We start from the raw sequence: 19,446 nt of genomic DNA, 5'->3' as shown, positions 1-19,446 counted from the left end.
ACGATGAAGTTTGATTTTTTGCGAAGATAGAAAGAAATAATTGTTTTTGATGGTGGAAAAAGAAAAAGCTGCTCAAAAACAAGTTTCTGAGCAGCTTTTATTGCTAATATTAGTCTGAATTACGCTTCAGTTTCAATGATTGTTACTTTCTGAATCTTATCTCCTTGACGAATTGCATCAACCACTTCCAATCCTTCAACAACTTTACCGAAACAAGTATGATTACGGTCTAAATGTTGAGTATTTGAGCGATTATGACAAATAAAAAACTGCGAACCACCAGTATTACGTCCACGGTGAGCCATTGAAAGTACTCCCTTATCATGGTATTGATTATTACCTGTTAATTCACACGGAATTGTATAACCGGGGCCACCAGCACCTGTACCTGTTGGGTCACCACCTTGAATCATGAAGTTTGGAATCACACGGTGGAAAATTAGGCCATCATAAAAACCTTTTTTTGCCAATGTAACAAAGTTATTTACTGTAATTGGAGCGTCTTGTTCGTAAAACTCAATTGTCATTGTACCTTTATCGGTAACCATTTCTGCTTTTAACATAAACTATAAATTTGATATTTGGTAAAGTTTTATTCTAAATTTAATATGCATTCTATCATCAATTTCTTTCGTTGATATTAACCACCAATCGTAGTCATCGACTCTGAAATGGCACCAGACCTGCGATTTTCGGCCTCAAAACCATCTTTTGCACGATTTTGTAAAGCATCATAAATTCGCTGTTTGATTTCTTCATCTGATAATTTCTGACGCATGAAATCTCTTACGTTGAAAACACCATCATCATATAAACAAGTTCGGAAACTACCCGTTGGTGTCACACGAATACGATTACAAGTACCACAGAAGGTTCGACTAAATGCTGCGATTACGCCAATTGTACCTTTAAAATTCGGAATATGATAATTATATGATGTAGAATTAGGTTCATCTTGTAATTTGTAAAGTTCAAGATGTTCTGAGCGAATTAAATCAATGATTCGTCGATAACTCCAAAACTCCATTTGTTCGGGGCGAAGACCTTCGCCGTTAAAAGGCATTTCTTCAATAAAACGCACCGATACATTTTGGTTACGAGCCAACTCAACCATTGATAAAATATCAGCATCATTTTTACCAGCCATTACTACTGTATTGACTTTAACGGGAATATCGTGTGCTAAAAGAGCTTCAAGAGTAGCCCAAACCTTCGGAAATTCATCACGGCGAGTAATTTCGAAGAACCGTTGGCGGTCGAGCGAATCAAGACTAAGATTAACCGAACTAATGCCTATTTGCTTTAACTCTGGCACTAATGGTGCTGTAAGTACGCCATTGGTCGTAATATTTATCTTCTCAATACCTTCAATTTCTGATAATTTCCACAGAAAAGGAATAATATCACGGCGAACAAACGGCTCTCCGCCTGTAATTCTAACTTTACTAATGCCCATTTCAGCCAAAATTCGGCAAAGACGAAGCATCTCTTCGTAGCTCAATAAATGCGGCTTTGGCAAATATTGTATTCCTTCTTCTGGCATACAATAAAAGCAACGCAAATTACAGCGGTCAGTTATAGCCAATCGCAAGTAATTAATAGGTCTTCCGTGATTATCTATGAGCATTCAATCGATATAATATATTCTAATAACCTAATAATATTCTTTGAGGTTCAAAATTAATGAAGGTATTGCCTTTTATCTGAGTAAATATACTCTCTTTTCGCCCATAAAACCAAAAGAGGCACAGATTTCTCTATGCCTCTTTTGAGTATCTATAAAAAAAGGTTTTAAGCAACCGATTCAGCCAAAACTAAAACTTTATTCTTAGCTGCTTCAACTACACCACCATCAACAAGGAATGTTTCTTTTTTACCGTTAATGTCGATAACCAAGTTTCCTTTGGCAAGTGTACTTACAATTGGTGCGTGGTCTTTCAAAATTTGAAATCCACCGTTTGTCCCCGGTAATGTAACCGCGTCAACTACACCAGCGTAAACTTTCTTATCAGGAGTAATTATTTCTAAGTTCATTTCTTTGTAATTAAGAATGTAGAATGTAGAATTAAGAATGGTTTGAAAATTCTACATTCTTAATTCTTAACTCTTAATTTATTTAGAAGCTTCTGCAATCAATCTCTCACCCTTAGCTACTGCATCTTCAATAGTACCAACTAAGTTGAAGGCTGCCTCTGGAAGGTGGTCATAAAGACCATCAATGATTTGGTTAAAGCCTTTGATTGTATCGTTGATATCAACCAATACACCTTTCAAACCTGTAAACTGCTCAGCTACGAAGAATGGTTGAGACAAGAAACGTTGTACACGACGTGCACGTGATACTGTCAATCTATCTTCTTCTGAAAGTTCTTCCAAACCAAGGATAGCGATGATATCTTGAAGCTCTTTATAGCGTTGTAAGATATTTTTCACACGTTGAGCACAGTTATAGTGTGCATCTCCTAATACATCAGCAGAAAGGATACGTGAAGATGAATCAAGAGGATCAACGGCTGGATAGATACCTAACTCAGCAATCTTACGGCTCAATACAGTTGTTGCATCTAAGTGAGCGAAGGTTGTTGCTGGAGCAGGGTCAGTCAAGTCATCGGCAGGTACGTAAACGGCCTGTACTGAAGTGATAGAACCACGCTTAGTAGAAGCGATACGCTCTTGCATAGCACCCATTTCAGTTGCCAATGTTGGTTGGTAACCTACGGCAGAAGGCATACGACCTAAAAGGGCTGATACCTCAGAACCTGCTTGTGTAAAACGGAAGATATTATCTATAAAGAAAAGGATATCACGACCTTTACCTTCGCCATCACCATCACGGAAGTGTTCGGCAACTGTCAAACCAGAAAGGGCTACACGTGCACGTGCACCTGGAGGCTCATTCATTTGTCCGAAGATAAATGTAGCTTGTGATTCTTTCAATGCTTCTTTATCTACAGCACTTAAATCCCAACCACCTTCTTCCATTGAGTGTTTGAATTTATCGCCGTATTTTACGATACCCGATTCAATCATCTCACGGAGTAGGTCATTACCCTCACGAGTACGCTCACCTACACCAGCAAAAACTGAAAGACCAGAGTATGCTTTTGCAATATTGTTAATTAATTCTTGAATCAATACGGTTTTACCTACACCCGCACCACCGAAAAGACCGATTTTACCACCTTTTACATAAGGAGCAAGAAGGTCAATTACTTTGATACCAGTGAAAAGTACTTCAGTAGCAGTTGCTAAGTCTTCAAACTTAGGAGCTGCACGGTGAATAGACATACCTTTAGTATTCACTTCACCTAAACCATCAATCGCTTCACCAACTACGTTGAATAAACGACCTTTGATTTCTTCACCTGTTGGCATTGTGATTGGTGTGCCTAAGTGCACAACTTCCATACCACGTTGTAAACCTTCGGTTCCGTCCATCGCAATTGCACGAACACGGTCTTCACCAAGGTGTTGTTGTACTTCAAGAATTACTTTTTGACCGTTTGCCTTAGTTACTGACAACGCATCAAGAATTGGAGGGATTTGAGAACCTTCGCCTTCAAAGCTTACGTCCACTACGGGTCCGATTACTTGCGAGACTTTACCGATATTTGCCATTTATTGAGAACTTTTAAATTAAAATCAGAAACAGTTTTTAAGATGTACTCTTATTTCAGCGTGCAAAATTAGACAAACAAGTTCTGAAAAGCAAAACTTGTAGCAGAGTTTTTGTATTTTTTTTAGAGAAAAGTTCTTTTTCAGCCCTATTTGTTGGAGTAAAAGAGGAAATTTAGTTTAATTACAGACTTTATATGTGGCGGTTGGGTCTTTTTGCCACCTTATTTGGGGTTGGTTTAAGTTGCTTACACAAATGGTTTGGATTTTATTGTTTTGGCAATATAGGTTTTCCAAAATTGTATTTTTACTGATATCTAAATTTAATAATTGATTTTCCGAACAAGATAGAAGTCGTAATTTTGTGTTTTTACTAACATCTAAACTTGTTAGATTATTAACGAAGCAAGAAAAATTACGCAAAACTGTATTTTTACTTAAATCTAAACGTGTCAATTGATTATAACTACAATAGAACTCGTCTAAAAATGAATTGTTACTAATGTCTAAATTTACTAACGAATTGTAACTACAATCTAAATACCTTAAACCTATATTTTTGCTTAAATCTAAATGTGTTAATTGATTTCCACTACAAGTTAAACGTTCTAAATTTAGGTTATTACTAATGTCTAAATTTGTTACTTCATTTGAAGCAAACGCCAAAGACCTCATAGCTTTATTTTTACTTACATCTAAACTTATTAAATTATTCCCTCCGCAATCTATTTGAATAAGTTTTGTGTTTTTACTAATATCTAAACTATCCAATTGGTTGATATAACAGAATAAGTAAACCAAGTTTGTGTTTTTACTTACATCTAATGAAATTAATTGGTTATAGGTACAGTCCAAATATGTTAAATTTATAAAACTTTCAATTCCAGTTAAACTACTTATTTTATTATTACTCTTGGAATTATTGAGCCTTAAATCCGTAACTTTCTCAGCATTGCTTCTTAAAACCTGCCCGTCTTGAATATCGTCAATCTTTAACCTAATTAAGGCATTTTCAAAATTAATGTCTGGTATTTTAATATATAAGGAGGGTGTTTTGCTACTAAATTGTGCCACATTTGCCCCGCCTTTTAAATCTTTAGCCACAATACTTCCTTTCACTTCAGTATCATAAGGCACGTTTTTTATTATGTAGGTTGTATCATTCAAGTGTCTGATAAGCGTATCTTTATAAACAACTGTATAAGTTACGGCATCGCCGTCGGGGTCTTTGCTCTTTGTCCACTTTAATATGATGTCTTTTCCATTATCAGCCAGTGTTGCCGTAACGGTAAAAGGACTTGGTGGAGAATTAGGTTTAACAACCTCTTTTGTCTTACAAGAAAAACAAACACTTAAAATAAAGAAAGCAGCAAGAAAACGTAGATAATTCATAAAATCAGCAGGTATTTTGTGTGAAAAAAGTAAAATTCTGGTAAATATAATCACTTTGTTTATTTCTGGAAAATCTCAAATTCATATACTTTGTCAGCTTCCTTACCTTTGCGTATGTAGAAAAAGCCTAAATTGCAGTCGAAATAAAATAATTACAATATTGACATCCTCCTACCCCCTTCGAAGGGGGACTTTAAATCGGTAAAGTTTTTCTTTACAGATATTAACAAACGGAAAATTCCCCCTTTGAAGGGGGCAGCCTGACGAAGTCGGCGGGGGATGTGGTGAGCGAGAACATAATTATAAGCAGAAAAGTAGCGTACAACGCCAAAATTTTAATGAAAATAATCGTTATCATTCCTGCTTTCAACGAAGCAAAATCTATTGATAAAGTCATTGCCGAGATTCCACAAGATATTGTCGATGAGGTGGTTGTGGTAAATAATAATTCGAGCGATGAAACCTCAAAAGTAGCAAAACGAGCTGGAGCAACGGTTTTAGACGAACTCCAGCAAGGCTACGGTTTTGCGTGTTTGAAGGGAATTGAGTACGCAAAAAAACAAAAACCCGATATTGTGGTTTTCTTAGATGCCGATTACTCAGATTACCCCGAAGAAATGCGTGAATTGATAAAACCTATTATTGAGCAAAACTACGACATGGTGATTGGCTCACGGGCATTAGGTGAGCGTCAGGCTGGCTCAATGACAATTCCGCAGATTTTTGGCAATTGGTTGGCTACTAACCTCTTGAAGTTGTTTTATGGCGTACATTATACTGATTTAGGGCCTTTCAGAGCGATAAAATTTAATTCGCTTTTGGCACTCAATATGCAAGATACAACTTATGGCTGGACTGTAGAAATGCAACTAAAAGCGGCCAAAATGAAAATGAGAACCACCGAAATGGCCGTTAATTACCGCCGTAGAGTTGGAAAATCAAAGATTTCGGGTACTGTAAAAGGCACTGTTTTAGCCGGCTATAAAATCATTACTACTATTTTTAAATACTTGTAGCTCTTTCAACTCTCCTACAGAGGTGGGTTTTATATATATGGAATTATTGTTTTTGATAATTTACGCCATTCCACTGGTTTTCATTTTTTCATATAGCCTAATTCAACTTAGTTTAATAATAAGTTATTTAGGAAGTAAACATTCGGTTGGAAATAGTCAATCAAGCTCATACACCCATACGGTGGATGGTAATCTTCCTTTTGTAACTATTCAACTTCCTATTTATAATGAACGATATGTAGTTGAGCGTCTGATTGATGCCATTACTGCATTTGAATATCCCAAAGAAAGGTTTGAAATTCAAGTTTTAGATGATTCAACCGACGAAACAATTGAGATAATCGCACAGAAGGTAAATGCGTATCAACAACTAGGCTTTCAGATTAATCACATTCGTAGAGCAGAACGGACTGGTTTTAAAGCAGGTGCACTTGCTTTTGGCTTAAAGAAGTGCAAAGGAGAGTTTATTGCCATTTTTGATGCTGATTTTGTTCCACCAAAAGACTTTCTCCAAGAAACTATACGACATTTTTCCTCGCCTGATGTGGGAGTTGTACAAACTCGCTGGAAACATATCAACGAAAATTATTCTTTACTTACGCAGTTGCAAGCTTTTGGCTTAGATGCCCATTTTACGATTGAACAAGGTGGCCGAAATGCCGACAAACACTTTATCAATTTTAATGGAACTGCGGGAGTTTGGCGAAAATCTACCATCGAAGATGCTGGAGGCTGGGAAGCAGATACGCTTACTGAAGACTTAGACCTAAGCTATCGAGCTCAAATGAAAGACTGGCGATTTGTGTATTTAGAAAATGTGGGCTGCCCTGCCGAACTTCCCGTAACGATGAGTGCGGTAAAGTCGCAGCAATACCGCTGGACAAAAGGAGCGGCCGAATGTGTGGTAAAAAATCTTCGAAAATTATTGACTGATAAACATTTAGGGTTTGGCACCAAACTTCATGGGTTTTATCATTTGATGAATAGTGCGGTCTTTGTTGCCGTACTATTACTTTCACTTCTTAGTGTACCGATGATGTTTTTAGGGAAAGATTCAAGTGTTTATGCTTCATTTTTTCGTTATTCGGCCTTATTTCAAGTTAGTTGGGTAATTTTAGGTTGTTTTTATTGGATTTCGTTCCAAAAAACTGGTTTAGGAATTTTTGAGTTTATTAAAAGATTTGTCTGGTTTTTACTTTTCATGATGGGTTTATCGTTTCATAATTCGGTGGCGGTTGTTGAAGGCTGGTTAGGGAAGAAAACGCCTTTCGTACGTACACCAAAGTTTAATGTAAATACCCAAAAAGACTCTTGGCGAGGCAATATTTACATTGTTCAAAGTATCAACAAAAGCACATGGATAGAGCTTTTTTTAATGCTTTATTTTATTTCTGCTTTAATTATTGAATTATCTCTTGGGCAGTGGGGGCTCGTTCCTTTTCATTTGATGCTCATTGTTGGCTATGGAAGCATACTTTATTATACCTTCCTGCAAAATCGAACTGCGTAAGCTGGCTTCTTATTAAAGAAAAAACCACTGACTAATACATCGTATAAATCAGTGGCAATCTTTTGACTTTATCTTATGGCTTTTACTTTCCACCAACCACAACTTCACAAAGCTCAGCGGCTTGAAGATATTTTTGAGCAATTTGCATTACATCTTCTGCTGAAACTCCACTTACTTTCTGAATATAATTCTGATAGAAATCAATTGGTAAAGCTTCGAGTATGACAATTTTTTGGCGGTCGGCTACTTCAAAAGGTGTATTAAGCGACCCCACAAAAGCACCAATCATATAGTTTTGAGCTGTTTCGAGTTCGTTTGCTGAAATTGGTTCGGTTTGTAATCGCACAATCTCTTTATGTATCTCATCAATCGTCTGTTGTGTAAACTCTTTTTTCACATCAGTACCTATTATTAAATACCCACCCTCTCGTTGCGGAATCAATGATGAAGAAATACCATAGGTAAATCCTTTTTCTTCACGTATATTTTTCATTAATCGGCTACCAAAGTATCCGCCAAAAATAGTATTTGTTACTACAAATTTAAAGAAATCTGGGTGTGAGCGATTGAAAAGTCTTCTTCCTAAGCGAATAGATGATTGAAGGTTTTCTGGGCGATTAATTAACAAGTTTTCACCAACTACTGGGCTTTCAGGGAATTGTTCACCTATTTTTTCTGGAGTAACCAAAGGCATTTGACCTAATACTTCATTCAAAGCCGAAATTTCTGTTTCTTCGAAGCTTCCTGATAAAAATATAGTAAAAACCTTTCCTTTTATTTGCTTCCCGTAAAAATCTGTTACTGCTTCGCGTGTAATATTTTCGATAGTTGCTTGCGTAACCGATTTCCCGTAAGGATGATTTTTACCAAAAATTTGCTCTCTGAAAGCTTGACTCGCCACGAAAGCTGTTTTTTCGAGATTGACTTTGAGTGTCTGTGAGGCAATATTTCTTTGCATTTCAAATTCTTCACTCGGAAAGACCGATTCTGTGATTAATTCTTTCAGCATTGGCAATAATTTAGTCAAATGCTTAGTAAGACCATGCACAGTGATTGTCAGACGCTCAAATGCTTGATTGATTTCAATAAATGCTCCATATTGGTCGAAAAACTCGCTAATCTCAACTGCTTTAAAGTTTTTGGTTCCTTCCGTGAGCATTTTGGAAACAAAGAGCGATTCTCCACCTATGACATCAAATCTACTTCCTGCATCGAAAATAAGCTCTAATCGCACAACTGGCTGTTCGCCAGCACGCACACTGTATATTGTAACGCCGTTATTTAATGTATGTTTATCTGCCTTCGGAATATGAACGGTTTCTACTTTTCTCGATGGTGGAGCAATGGTACGGTCTAAAATCATCAAAAAATCTGAATAATATGCTGTATAAAAAGTGTCTAATTGCCAACTAAGGTGTAAATGTATAGCTAAAAAGATAAAAACCTTAGCCTTTGCATAGAAAAACGCACTTGCGATGATAAAAGTTTTATCAAACACAAGTGCGATGCGTTTATTTAACCGAAAATGCTTATTCTAAGCTAATACCGTAGCAAGTAGTACGAGAAGAGCTTTGATAAGTACCACAAATCATTACACCCTCTTCTTCGTTTTCTTTAGCTGCTTTAATAGCTGCTTTGAAATCATTGGCAGAATTAATGCGTTTATCGCCTACTTTCATAATCACAAAACCTTCACGCATTTGTGTATAGTCAGCAATGTCTCCTTCATAAATTTTCTTCACAATTACGCCATTTTGAATACCCATGCGTTGTTTTTCGCTTGAAGAAAGTTCTGATAATTCAATACCAAGTTGCTCGAAAAGTTTATTTTCAGAAACCACCGTATTTTTCACAATATCTTTTCCACCATCACGATTACGAAGTGTAACCTCATATTCTTTCAATGAGCCATTACGGTTGACTGTTACTTTTGTTGACTCACCCGGACGTTTACGACCTATCATTTCTTGCAATTTAGGACCGCTTTTTGTTTCAATTCCATCAACTTTTACAATTACATCACCTTTTTGGATACCTGCTGCTTTCGCTGCACCATTTTCAACAACATCTGCTACATAAATACCTTCATCAGTTTTGGTCTTTAACTCTTCTGCTTTCTTGCTATCTAGTTCCACTAAATTAATACCCAAATATCCTCTCTGAACATTTCCATACTTCACAATATCAGCTGTTACTTTTTTCACGATTTCAGAAGGAACTGCAAAAGCATAACCAGCATAAGCACCATTTGGACTAGCAATGGCAGTATTAATACCAATTAACTCACCTTTCAAATTTACCAATGCACCACCACTATTACCTGGGTTTACAGCAGCATCCGTTTGAATAAATGATTCAATGGCATCGCTTGTTCTCTGGCGTCCATCTTCTCCATAACGGCGATACATTTGTTGCTGTTGCTTTTCTGAAAGAATACCAATACTACGCCCTTTTGCACTTACGATACCCGCCGTAACAGTCGATTCTAAATTAAATGGATTTCCTACCGCCAATACCCACTCACCTACACGTACATTATCTGAATTAGCGAAAGTAATTGCAGGTAGCTTTGTACCTTCAACCTTGATAACAGCAATATCAGTAGAGGGGTCAGTACCCACAATCTTAGCAGTATATGATTTATGGTCGGCTGTTACTACTTCAAGTTCTGTTGCACCTTCAACTACGTGGTTGTTGGTAGCGATAAAGCCATCGTTTGTGATGATTACTCCCGAGCCTGATGATTCTTGTTGTTGACTACGTGGCTGGCCAAATTGACCAAAAGGGCTATCTCCGCCAAAGAAATCATCAAAAATTGAGCGTTGTTGAGAAACTGCCCTAATTGATTTGGCTTTGATGTGCACTACCGATGGAGTTGTGAGTTCGGCCGCATAAGTAAAATCGCCTGGAACACCCGCTGGACCATCATAATTTGCTAAGCGTGCAAGTGATGGTTTTGAGGCTTCGTTGAAAATTACATCATTTCCACCAAAGCCGAGCATACGAAAGCCTCCAATTGTTGCAATACTGCTCAATACTGCAATACCGACTGTTTTTAAATTGCTATTCATTTTCTTGACCGTTAATTTTACAGTTTATGCTTATTTACCTAACTGATTTTCTGATTCAATTATTAGTAAAGTATATTCAAATCTTTGTATTTATAACGAAATAGGTTTGCTTTTGTTTATTGCAAAGTTAACGTAAAAGTATTGACTAAAATTCGTGTTCTTTGCGATTTTTAACAAATTTTAACGACTAATATTTAGCCCGCTTCGATACGCAAAAAGCAAGGTATAGATTTTGCTTCTATACCTTGCCTTTTAAAATTAACTACGCTGATTAAGCAATTTCAATTAAACGAGGCTCTTTTGGCTTTGCTTCTTCTTTTTTAGGTAATTCTAAGCCTAATACACCATCAATGTAAGTTGCTACAATTTTATCAGTATCCACTGTTTTTGGTAATGTGAATGAGCGTTTGAAAGAGCTAAAGTTAAATTCTTTGCGAGTATATTTACCTACTGTTTCTTCGGTTTCTTCTTTTTTCTCCGTTGAGATAGTCAATGTGTTTTCGTGAACATTTACTTTGAAATCCTCTTTCTTCAAACCCGGAGCTGCTAATTCAATCTTAAAAGCATTTTCGTTTTCCAAAACATTGACAGCTGGGAAGGATTGTTGATAAGCAGGAGCTACACGTTCAAAATCGTTCAAAAGGTTTCCGAATACTGTTGGGAATACTGGTGCGAAATTTCTTACTAAAGTTGCCATAATCTTTATTGTTTAATGTTTGTTTCTTTATTGGTGCCACTTTATTGCAGCGATGACTCCAATTCATCAATTTGTGTACCACTCACAAAAACAAGACATTTTGTCTTGAAAATAAAAATACAACAATAAAATAAATGACAAATTGTCTTGAATTTATTTTTTATATGTGACGAGAAGTCAGCTTCTAGACATGTGTAAATCTATTGAACAACAAAAAAGGATTTGACCAGTGCCAAATCCTTTCTATAGATTCTAAAGATATTTTCTTATTTCAGTGCTTTCTGAACAACCAACTTGCCAATTTCTTTACCAGATTTCAAACCTTCATCACAAGCCGAACGGAAGTGAATACCTCCATATACACGACTAATTGATGCTTGATCTGCGGCTTCTTGAAATGATTTGAATTGACCCACACCGTGCCCAAAACGAGCTTCTGTAGAATCTGTAAATGCTACATTATCTCCGAATAACTCTGTAAGTACTTCAGCCGATGCTCCAGAAATTGTACTATGCCCGCTTGTATATTCTGGGAAAGGTGGTGTTTGTAAAAATGGAACCCATTTCGTATCTACACTTGCATTTATAATTGTCTCTGGGCGAATTTTATGAAAACGATATTTTGTTTCCCAACATTGAATAAAAGCATCACGTAATGCCATCGAAACCAATAAATAGGCCTGTGCCGACTTCGCAAAATCTACTTTCTTATCTTTACATACTGTATGTACAATGGCTAACCAGTGCCCACCAGGGGTCATTTTTTTATCGGCAAACATCACGTGCCCCTGTACGTTCATCACAAAAGCATTGTCATCCCAGAACCAAGCAATACGTTTTTGTTCTTCTGAAAGGGTATTACCCATATTATATACTTCTAAAACTTCTTTCATAAATGGGCTCGTTTTAGCCAAATCATACTTGAATGGTGGAGGTGGCAGAAACTGAGAAGAAGAATCAATAATCATTGGTCTGATTTTTCCCCAGTTCGGCTCAATGGCATCGGCATACGAAGGAGGTGTTGGTGTCCAAGTACCTGGTTTATTCTGTAAAGTATAGCGTAAACCACGTGTCTGCGGGTAATTATCTTTTTTAGCATAAGCCAAAACAGCTTTTCCCATTTCTGTTCCATAAGCAACCGAACGCTCAATTACCTCGCTTGGCACACCAGCCGCTTCAAATTTCTTATCTAAATCTTTTTCGAAAGCATCATATCTATCAACTGAAAAAGTTAAACCACGTGCAACAGTCATGAAAGCCTTAATACTAGCCAACTGATAGCAATACTCTTTTCCTGCTTCTGGTTTTGGGGCTTCATTAAAGTCTTTTACTTTTCCAACCATCGAAGGATAGTCTTTATTTCCTTGAACTAAGGCCTCATAGCCAGCCAAAGTAGCGTAAGAATAAATACGACTGGCAACTGGTGGTGTAAAAATATCATGTACGATTACATCTGTAAGTTGATTCACACAACTATGATAAAAATCAGCATTGTTTACTTGCTCGGCATACTCGGCAGCACTTTTTTGCTTACAGGCGTTTGTCAATGCCACAAACGCAAATACTGTTAGCAGGGTTTTAAGAGGTTTCATTGTTCAGACTAAAGTAAATGGTTAGTTTGCCCCCTCTTGGGGGCGTCACAAAAATACATGGTTTTCTTTAGAAAATATATTTAAACTTCTGATTTAATGGAAAATGTATTTTAGAAGATAACTAGAAATTTAGTCCCTTCGCCCAATTTGGAAACTACCTTCAAATTTCCCCCATGCATTTGCATAATTTGCCGCGAAAGACTCAAACCAATGCCCGAACCTGTTTTTTTAGTTGTGAAAAATGGAATAAAAATCTTTTCGATAGCATCAGGCTCTATACCGATTCCGTTATCAGAGATTTCTATAAACCTTTGATTATCGGCCTGATACAATCTTATTCTAATTTCAGGATTTAGCTTATTTTCAACTGCTTCAATGGCATTTTTCATCAGATTTATCAAGACCATTTCAATATGTTCAGCATCAACAACTAAAGAAAAATCATATTTTAAATCAGTTTCTAACACAATTCGCTTCTTTTTTAATTGGGGTTGAATCAGATTCAGCACTTGGCCGACCAGCGTTTTAGCAGTAGTTTCTGCAAAAATTGGTTTCGGAATTGTTGTAAATTCTCGATAAGCATTGACAAAGTTCATAATGCCTTTACTTCGATTTTCGATAGTTTGAAGAGCTTCTTTTAAATCATCGACCGTTTCTTTAATTTCCGTTTTTTCGGATAAATCAATTTCGATAATTTCTCGCATCGTGCTTGCTAATGAAACGATTGGCGTAACGGAGTTCATGATTTCGTGGCGTAAAACCTTGGTGAGATTTTGCCAAGCATCTAATTCTTTTTCTTGCAACTCTGACTGAATATTTTGCAAGGAAACTAGCTTAATGATTCTCCCGCGTAAACTTACCGTAGTAGAGCTAATGGTAATTTGTTGCTCTTTAGAAGTTTCATAAAGAGCCTTTCCGCCAGAAGGTAAATCCTTCAGAATCTCAAATAAACGATTGTGCGTATTATTATTTAATTCATTGATATTGCGTAATCTATAAATACCCAATGTTCGGAAAGCTGCATTATTAATAAGTTCAATCTTTCCAGAAGCATCAAACGACAGTAAACCCACATTGACATGCTGAACAATGGTATTAATAAAGTGAAGATTGGCTTCTTTTTCGGCACGTGCTTGACGAAAAGCATCTAGTACAGCATTTAGTTGTTGATTTATTTCCTGAAAACTTTCGCCTAAACTGTTATCCGACCTAAACTTAACTGTAAAATCAGCATAACGAACTGATTCAAAAAAACGAACCAACTTTCGGTTTACAGAAACAACGTAGCTGTAAGTTATATAAAACATGATTCCAGCCAATATAATTAATAAAGAAGCGGGCAACCACTGTTTACTCATTGCAAGGTTTATTCCCGTAAGCAACAATAGTGTAAGCATGGCCAACCGCCACAATACTCCTATCGAAAAATGTTTCATAACTGCTTCATGTTTAATGTAATAGCCTTTTATTAAATTATTGATTTTTGGAAATGATATTACTACAAATCATGTAATTTTCTATCATCAAAAATACGTCTTTTATATATTCTTTTTTACCACTCATCAGAAAAAGACAAAATCTTTCACCAAGTATCTTGCATTGCATAGTACCTTATTATATCTTTGTATCGTCAACTTCGGAAAGAAGCTGCTGAAAATAAAGGAAACTTAAACTTTTTAAATTCCCCCTTTTGAAAAAATAAGGGATTAAAGATATGGATTTAGAAAACGCACAAGTGCAGATGCGAAAGGGTATTTTGGAGTACTGCATCCTGCACATAATTTCGAGGGGCGAAATTTACGCTTCCGAAATTTTATATGAGCTCATCAATGCTAAGATAATGGTTGTTGAGGGAACGCTCTATCCGCTCCTAACTCGCCTCAAAAACGCAGGCTTATTAGATTATAAATGGGTAGAATCGACGTCAGGGCCACCAAGAAAATATTATGTATTGACCGATACAGGCCAAGTATTCCTTGATAACCTCAATAATACTTGGAACGAATTATCTGAATCGGTTTCAACAATTATCAGCAAAAAACAAAAGGATTGAGGGGGTTGCTAATATTTGAAAATATCTCTAACAACAGAACATAAACCGATAAGTACTCTGAAGTATTTTTGCTTCAGTCTATCGCTCAATCATTCAGCATAATACAATGAAAAAGACTATTCAAATCAATATAGCCGGCATGGTTTTCAATATTGAAGAAGATGCCTACGAAAAGCTTAACAACTACTTAGCTTCTATTAAACAATATTTTTCGAGCTACGAAGGTAGTCTAGAAATTGTTTCAGATATTGAAGCACGTATTGCCGAAAAATTCTGGACTAATCAAAAATCTGATGTTCAACCCGTTATCACAACTGAGGCAGTCAATGACCTCATCAAATCAATGGGCAGTGTAGCTGATTTTGAGGCGATTGAAGAAGAAGAAGACTTGAGAAATAGTACTCAAACGGCAACTAACAGTTCGCAATCAGGTACACACAACCAAACATTCACTGAAAATCCACAAGCACAAACTGGTAGCACACAGTCCGCACAACCAAAACGCCTCTACCGCGATGTAAAACGCAAAGCTTTAGGTGGAGTTTTAGCTGGATTGGCTCACTACTTCAATATTGATGTGGTTTGGGTACGTATCATTTTCTTATTCCTATTCATGGGGCTTCCGCCAATCAGCGAAGACTTTGGGCCGTTCTCTGGATTTGTATTTTTAGGTTATTTTATTTGTTGGATTGTATTCCCACCAAACTATAACCTCGATGAAGACAAAAAAATCAAAAAGTTTTACCGCGATAATGACGATAAGGTTTTAGGTGGCGTATGTAGTGGTTTAGGAGCATACTTTGGCGTAGATGCTACCGTTATCCGTTTATTATTTGTTTTAGGTGTATTCTTATTTGGTACTGGATTCTTAGCTTATATCATTCTTTGGATTGTGGCTCCAAAAGCACAAACACTTACCCAAAAAATGGAAATGAAAGGTGAGCCTGTAACTTTATCGAATATAGAAACAAATATCAAAGAAAGCATCAATGTGGATAAAAACGCTCCAGAAAATAGCTTAACAAAAGTGCTTCTTTTCCCTTTCAGATTGGTGGGTATGGTTATCAAAGGTTTAGGTGAAATCTTGAAACATCTCGGACCAGTTGCACGTGTATTAGCTGGTGTAATGTTAATGCTGTTCTCATTAGTGGCAATTGTTGGTGTGGTAGCAGCCGTAGCGGCTTTCTTTGGGGTAACTTCAGGTATTGAAGGAACAGAATTCTTTGATAACAGTCCATTCAAGATGTTCTCGCAAGATATTCACCCAATGGCTGGTTTCTTCGCTTTCTTGGCAATGTTCACACCATTTTTAGCACTTTTATTGACAGGTCTTACACTTTTATCAAACAGACGAATCGGCAACCGTAATTTCTGGATTTCATTATTGGGTCTTTGGTTGGCGGGTTTGATGGGTACGGGTATTTTAGCAACTAAATATGCCCTTAACTTCAAGAAGAAAGGTCGTGTTGAACAAGTAAAAAATTATCCTTTTACTTTGGTAGGAAAAACCTTGGTTTTAGATGCTAACAATAATCAAATAGATGATTTTGACGAATTCCATGTGAATGATGATGTAGAAGTTTATTTAGAAGGATATGATGGAACAGATTTGAAATTAGAACAACGTTTCGAATCCTCGGGCCCTACTCGTGCAGAAGCAGAAAATAATGCCAAGAACATTGTGTATAATCTTTCACAGAAAGATTCAACGCTTACTTTCGACCAAAAAATTAAACTTGCGGAAAATGCACGTTTCCGTGGCCAAGAACTTGAAATGACTCTTTACATTCCATTCGATAAACCATTCAAAATCACGAAGTCTTTCTACCATAGTGTATATAGAAGAGATTGGAACAAACATGATTTTGATATTGATGGCGATGATGTTGATAAATATACGTATGTCATGAAGCGTGACTCTGGTATGGTTTGTCGTGATTGTCCTAAATTAAGCGATGAAGAGCGTGAAGCACTCAGAGAGAGTAATTACGATGATGGAGATTCAGCTTTTGATTACGATGTTTTCGACCAAAAAGGTCAACACCAAAAGAAATTCGCTGATTTGAAGGGTTTTGACAAACTAAATGTAGCGGGTGCATTTGTTGTAACCGTTCGTCAAGGTAGTTCATTTGAAGTGATTGCCGATTCTGACGACCAAGACGTTTTAGATGATATAGACTTTGATTTACGTGGAAATACGCTCGAAATTGACCATAAGGATAAATTCTCTTTCGGTCGCAGAAATTCCACTATTAGAATCAATATCACATTGCCAACCTTAGAAAGACTCGATGTTTCGGGTGCATCTACAATCAAGGTATTAGGATTCAAAGATAAAAACCGTGACTTAGCCATCGAGCTAACTGGTGCTTCAAAAGCGGCTATTGATGTAGAAGCTCGTAAAATCGAATTCGATGCTTCGGGTGCATCAAAAGCAGATTTAAGAGGCTCGGCTGAAAAAATCAATGTTGATGTTTCAGGAGCTTGCCAAATCAATGCCACGCGAATGGAAATTAAACAAGCCAAAGTTGAGGCAAGCGGAGCAAGCCATGTAGATTTCGGAAAACTTGAAGATTTAGACTCAAATACCAGTGGAGCAAGTAAGGTTAGTAGAGATAATTAGTAGAAACTTGAGGCATCTTAAATTTTGAAAGAAATATTACTCATTGCCGTCAGTTAACTGACGGCAATATACATCAATTACACTAAGCTTTTTTAGTAGATAATACCCTTTTGTGTGAAGAGGTTTGGGATGATTATTTTATTTATTGGTCAGTAAGCTTAAAGATTCGTTCCATTAAAATCCACTTTTCTCCAGTTTTGGCCATGGGCAAGGCTTGTTGATATTTCCACATTAGTGCCTCCCATTCTTGTACTTTAGGATTATCAGCATCCATGGCTGACTTCTTCTCGAACGAAAACTCATCAGTAGTATCCATTATCATAAACAAGCGATTTCCTACCCGATAGATTTCCATTTCCGTAATTCCTGCATCGGTTATGCTCTTGGCTATTTCATCCCAAATTTTCTTATGGTAGGCCTCATATTCGGCTATTAATTGAGGGTCATCTACCAAATCAAGGGCAAGTGTGTAGCGTTTCATAGGGTATTTTTTGAATATTTTTATATTTATAAATTACTGATAGTCAACATTTTCATCGAAAAACAAAAATGTTTTTTCCGTTTTCAACAATATTTTTCGTAAAAATCGTTTGAAATTAAACAGATTTTTTCGTTATTTCATTTGAGAAGTAAATTTTTGTTATACTTTTGCAGCCTTAAATTTTTTGTAACACTAAAAAGGATTAAATACTATGTATTGGACACTCGAACTTGCGTCGTATCTGGAGGACGCCCCGTGGCCCGCTACAAAAGATGAGTTGATAGATTTTTCGATTCGTTCGGGAGCACCCATTGAAGTGATAGAAAACCTACAAGAACTTGAGGACGACGGACAACCCTACGAGAGCATTGAGGAGATTTGGCCAGATTATCCGACCAAAGATGACTTTTTCTTTAATGAAGATGAATATTAAGCAGAGTTTCTGATTCAGTAGCGTATTCTGATTTAAAAACATTACCTATAAAGCAGCAGTTAGACCTCTAATTGTTGCTTTTTTATTTCTCACTAACATGAATTTTGTTTCGAGCATTATCCTCCTACTGGTTTTAACTTTGGTCGTTTACGCTTGTCTACCAAAGAAAAAAACTGAAAATTATGTTTTCAAATACAATATCAAAGCACCCAGTGCTAAAATGGAATTACCCCAAAATTTAAAGGAAATTTCAGGGCTTTCGTTTTATCAAGAGAATCAACTCGCTTGTGTCAATGATGAAAATGGGAGCGTCTTTATCTATGATTTAACTCAAGAAGCTGTCATTGAAAAAATTGATATCGGTAATAACGCCGACTACGAAGGCATTGAAGTGGTTGATGGAGAAATATTTATCATGAAAAGCAATGGAAAAATCAAAGGTTTTAGAATAAGCGATGCCACCGAACGAAAAATAGACTGTACAGATAAAGATGTAAAAGAATATGAAGGCCTTAGCTATCATCCCCAAACTCAAAGCCTTTTGTTGGTGAGCAAAGAAAAAGATAAGGATAAAAATGACAAGAAAACGATTTATGCCTATTCTTTAAAAACGGAGCGTTTTGGTAAGTTCTTGAGTATTGATGAAGACCTCGTACGCGGAAACGATGGTAAAAAAACATTTGCCCCTTCAGGCATTGCCATTCACCCGATAACTGGCGAGATTTTTATCATTTCTTCCCAAGGTAAAAAACTATTAGTACTCTCAGCAAATGGGGATAAAAATTGCCTAATCGAACTTGACCCCGAAACATTTGTTCAACCCGAAGGTATCTGCTTTACACCCAATGGAGATTTATATATTTCTTCGGAAGGAGAAAACGAAAATGGGTATATTTTGAAGTTTGAGTATCAACAAAGGTAATTTTTGTAATTTTACTCGTGTAAACTTCAAAAACAATCAAT

The 19,446-nt window shown here is 36.6% G+C and carries 17 protein-coding genes; 6 read left to right on the top strand and 11 right to left on the bottom strand.

Annotation, left to right across the window (positions count from 1 at the left end):
* Positions 1-119: 119 nt before the first annotated feature.
* From EMTOL_RS08325 to EMTOL_RS21735, 5 genes are all read right to left on the bottom strand, one after another.
* The gene (locus EMTOL_RS08325) at positions 120-563 is read right to left on the bottom strand and encodes a peptidylprolyl isomerase (RefSeq protein ID WP_041693483.1); all 444 of its coding nucleotides are present in this window, start codon (positions 561-563) and stop codon (positions 120-122) included.
* Positions 564-640: 77 nt separating this feature from the next.
* On the bottom strand, positions 641-1,627 hold the full coding sequence (moaA, locus tag EMTOL_RS08320) for a GTP 3',8-cyclase MoaA (protein WP_015028835.1): 987 nt from the start codon (positions 1,625-1,627) through the stop codon (positions 641-643).
* A 164-nt stretch (positions 1,628-1,791) separates the two neighbouring features.
* Positions 1,792-2,034: an ATP synthase F1 subunit epsilon gene (gene atpC, locus EMTOL_RS08315; RefSeq protein WP_015028834.1), complete on the bottom strand. Its 243-nt coding sequence runs from the start codon at positions 2,032-2,034 to the stop codon at positions 1,792-1,794.
* Between the two features lie 78 nt (positions 2,035-2,112).
* The gene (gene atpD / locus EMTOL_RS08310; RefSeq protein WP_015028833.1) at positions 2,113-3,618 is read right to left on the bottom strand and encodes a F0F1 ATP synthase subunit beta; all 1,506 of its coding nucleotides are present in this window, start codon (positions 3,616-3,618) and stop codon (positions 2,113-2,115) included.
* Positions 3,619-3,795: 177 nt separating this feature from the next.
* Positions 3,796-5,007 (bottom strand): fibronectin type III domain-containing protein, encoded by a 1,212-nt coding sequence (locus EMTOL_RS21735; protein WP_015028832.1) that lies wholly within the window; start codon positions 5,005-5,007, stop codon positions 3,796-3,798.
* A 338-nt stretch (positions 5,008-5,345) separates the two neighbouring features.
* Here EMTOL_RS21735 and EMTOL_RS08300 point away from each other — a divergent pair, with 338 nt between their 5' ends.
* Together EMTOL_RS08300 and EMTOL_RS08295 are read left to right on the top strand one after the other, a co-directional pair.
* Positions 5,346-6,023, top strand: a complete 678-nt coding sequence (locus EMTOL_RS08300) for a glycosyltransferase family 2 protein (protein WP_015028831.1) — start codon at positions 5,346-5,348, stop codon at positions 6,021-6,023.
* Between the two features lie 37 nt (positions 6,024-6,060).
* On the top strand, positions 6,061-7,533 hold the full coding sequence (locus EMTOL_RS08295; protein ID WP_015028830.1) for a cellulose synthase family protein: 1,473 nt from the start codon (positions 6,061-6,063) through the stop codon (positions 7,531-7,533).
* A gap of 82 nt (positions 7,534-7,615) precedes the next feature.
* Here the strand turns inward: EMTOL_RS08295 and EMTOL_RS08290 are convergent, their stop codons facing one another.
* From EMTOL_RS08290 to EMTOL_RS08270, 5 genes are all read right to left on the bottom strand, one after another.
* Positions 7,616-9,031, bottom strand: coding sequence for a M16 family metallopeptidase (locus EMTOL_RS08290; RefSeq protein WP_015028829.1), 1,416 nt, complete (start codon positions 9,029-9,031; stop codon positions 7,616-7,618).
* A 31-nt stretch (positions 9,032-9,062) separates the two neighbouring features.
* Positions 9,063-10,604, bottom strand: coding sequence for a Do family serine endopeptidase (locus EMTOL_RS08285; RefSeq protein ID WP_015028828.1), 1,542 nt, complete (start codon positions 10,602-10,604; stop codon positions 9,063-9,065).
* Between the two features lie 271 nt (positions 10,605-10,875).
* Positions 10,876-11,301 (bottom strand): Hsp20/alpha crystallin family protein, encoded by a 426-nt coding sequence (locus tag EMTOL_RS08280; RefSeq protein ID WP_015028827.1) that lies wholly within the window; start codon positions 11,299-11,301, stop codon positions 10,876-10,878.
* Positions 11,302-11,567: 266 nt separating this feature from the next.
* Positions 11,568-12,893 (bottom strand): vanadium-dependent haloperoxidase, encoded by a 1,326-nt coding sequence (locus tag EMTOL_RS08275; RefSeq protein ID WP_015028826.1) that lies wholly within the window; start codon positions 12,891-12,893, stop codon positions 11,568-11,570.
* Positions 12,894-13,003: 110 nt separating this feature from the next.
* Positions 13,004-14,329 carry a sensor histidine kinase gene (locus EMTOL_RS08270; protein ID WP_015028825.1) on the bottom strand — a complete coding sequence of 442 codons (1,326 nt, stop codon included), beginning with the start codon at positions 14,327-14,329 and terminating at the stop codon, positions 13,004-13,006.
* A gap of 278 nt (positions 14,330-14,607) precedes the next feature.
* Here EMTOL_RS08270 and EMTOL_RS08265 point away from each other — a divergent pair, with 278 nt between their 5' ends.
* Positions 14,608-14,946: a PadR family transcriptional regulator gene (locus EMTOL_RS08265; protein WP_015028824.1), complete on the top strand. Its 339-nt coding sequence runs from the start codon at positions 14,608-14,610 to the stop codon at positions 14,944-14,946.
* A gap of 106 nt (positions 14,947-15,052) precedes the next feature.
* The gene (locus EMTOL_RS08260; RefSeq protein ID WP_015028823.1) at positions 15,053-17,569 is read left to right on the top strand and encodes a PspC domain-containing protein; all 2,517 of its coding nucleotides are present in this window, start codon (positions 15,053-15,055) and stop codon (positions 17,567-17,569) included.
* A gap of 142 nt (positions 17,570-17,711) precedes the next feature.
* Here the strand turns inward: EMTOL_RS08260 and EMTOL_RS08255 are convergent, their stop codons facing one another.
* Complete coding sequence (locus tag EMTOL_RS08255; RefSeq protein ID WP_015028822.1) at positions 17,712-18,050, bottom strand: L-rhamnose mutarotase; 339 nt, start codon at positions 18,048-18,050, stop codon at positions 17,712-17,714.
* A 211-nt stretch (positions 18,051-18,261) separates the two neighbouring features.
* Here EMTOL_RS08255 and EMTOL_RS08250 point away from each other — a divergent pair, with 211 nt between their 5' ends.
* Both EMTOL_RS08250 and EMTOL_RS08245 read left to right on the top strand, forming a co-directional pair.
* Positions 18,262-18,483 (top strand): DUF2795 domain-containing protein, encoded by a 222-nt coding sequence (locus EMTOL_RS08250; protein ID WP_015028821.1) that lies wholly within the window; start codon positions 18,262-18,264, stop codon positions 18,481-18,483.
* A 97-nt stretch (positions 18,484-18,580) separates the two neighbouring features.
* Positions 18,581-19,405, top strand: a complete 825-nt coding sequence (locus tag EMTOL_RS08245; protein ID WP_015028820.1) for an SdiA-regulated domain-containing protein — start codon at positions 18,581-18,583, stop codon at positions 19,403-19,405.
* Positions 19,406-19,446 lie beyond the last annotated feature (41 nt).

Source organism: Emticicia oligotrophica DSM 17448 (assembly GCF_000263195.1).
Classification (GTDB): domain Bacteria; phylum Bacteroidota; class Bacteroidia; order Cytophagales; family Spirosomataceae; genus Emticicia; species Emticicia oligotrophica.
This window is presented reverse-complemented; position numbering and strand designations above follow the sequence as displayed.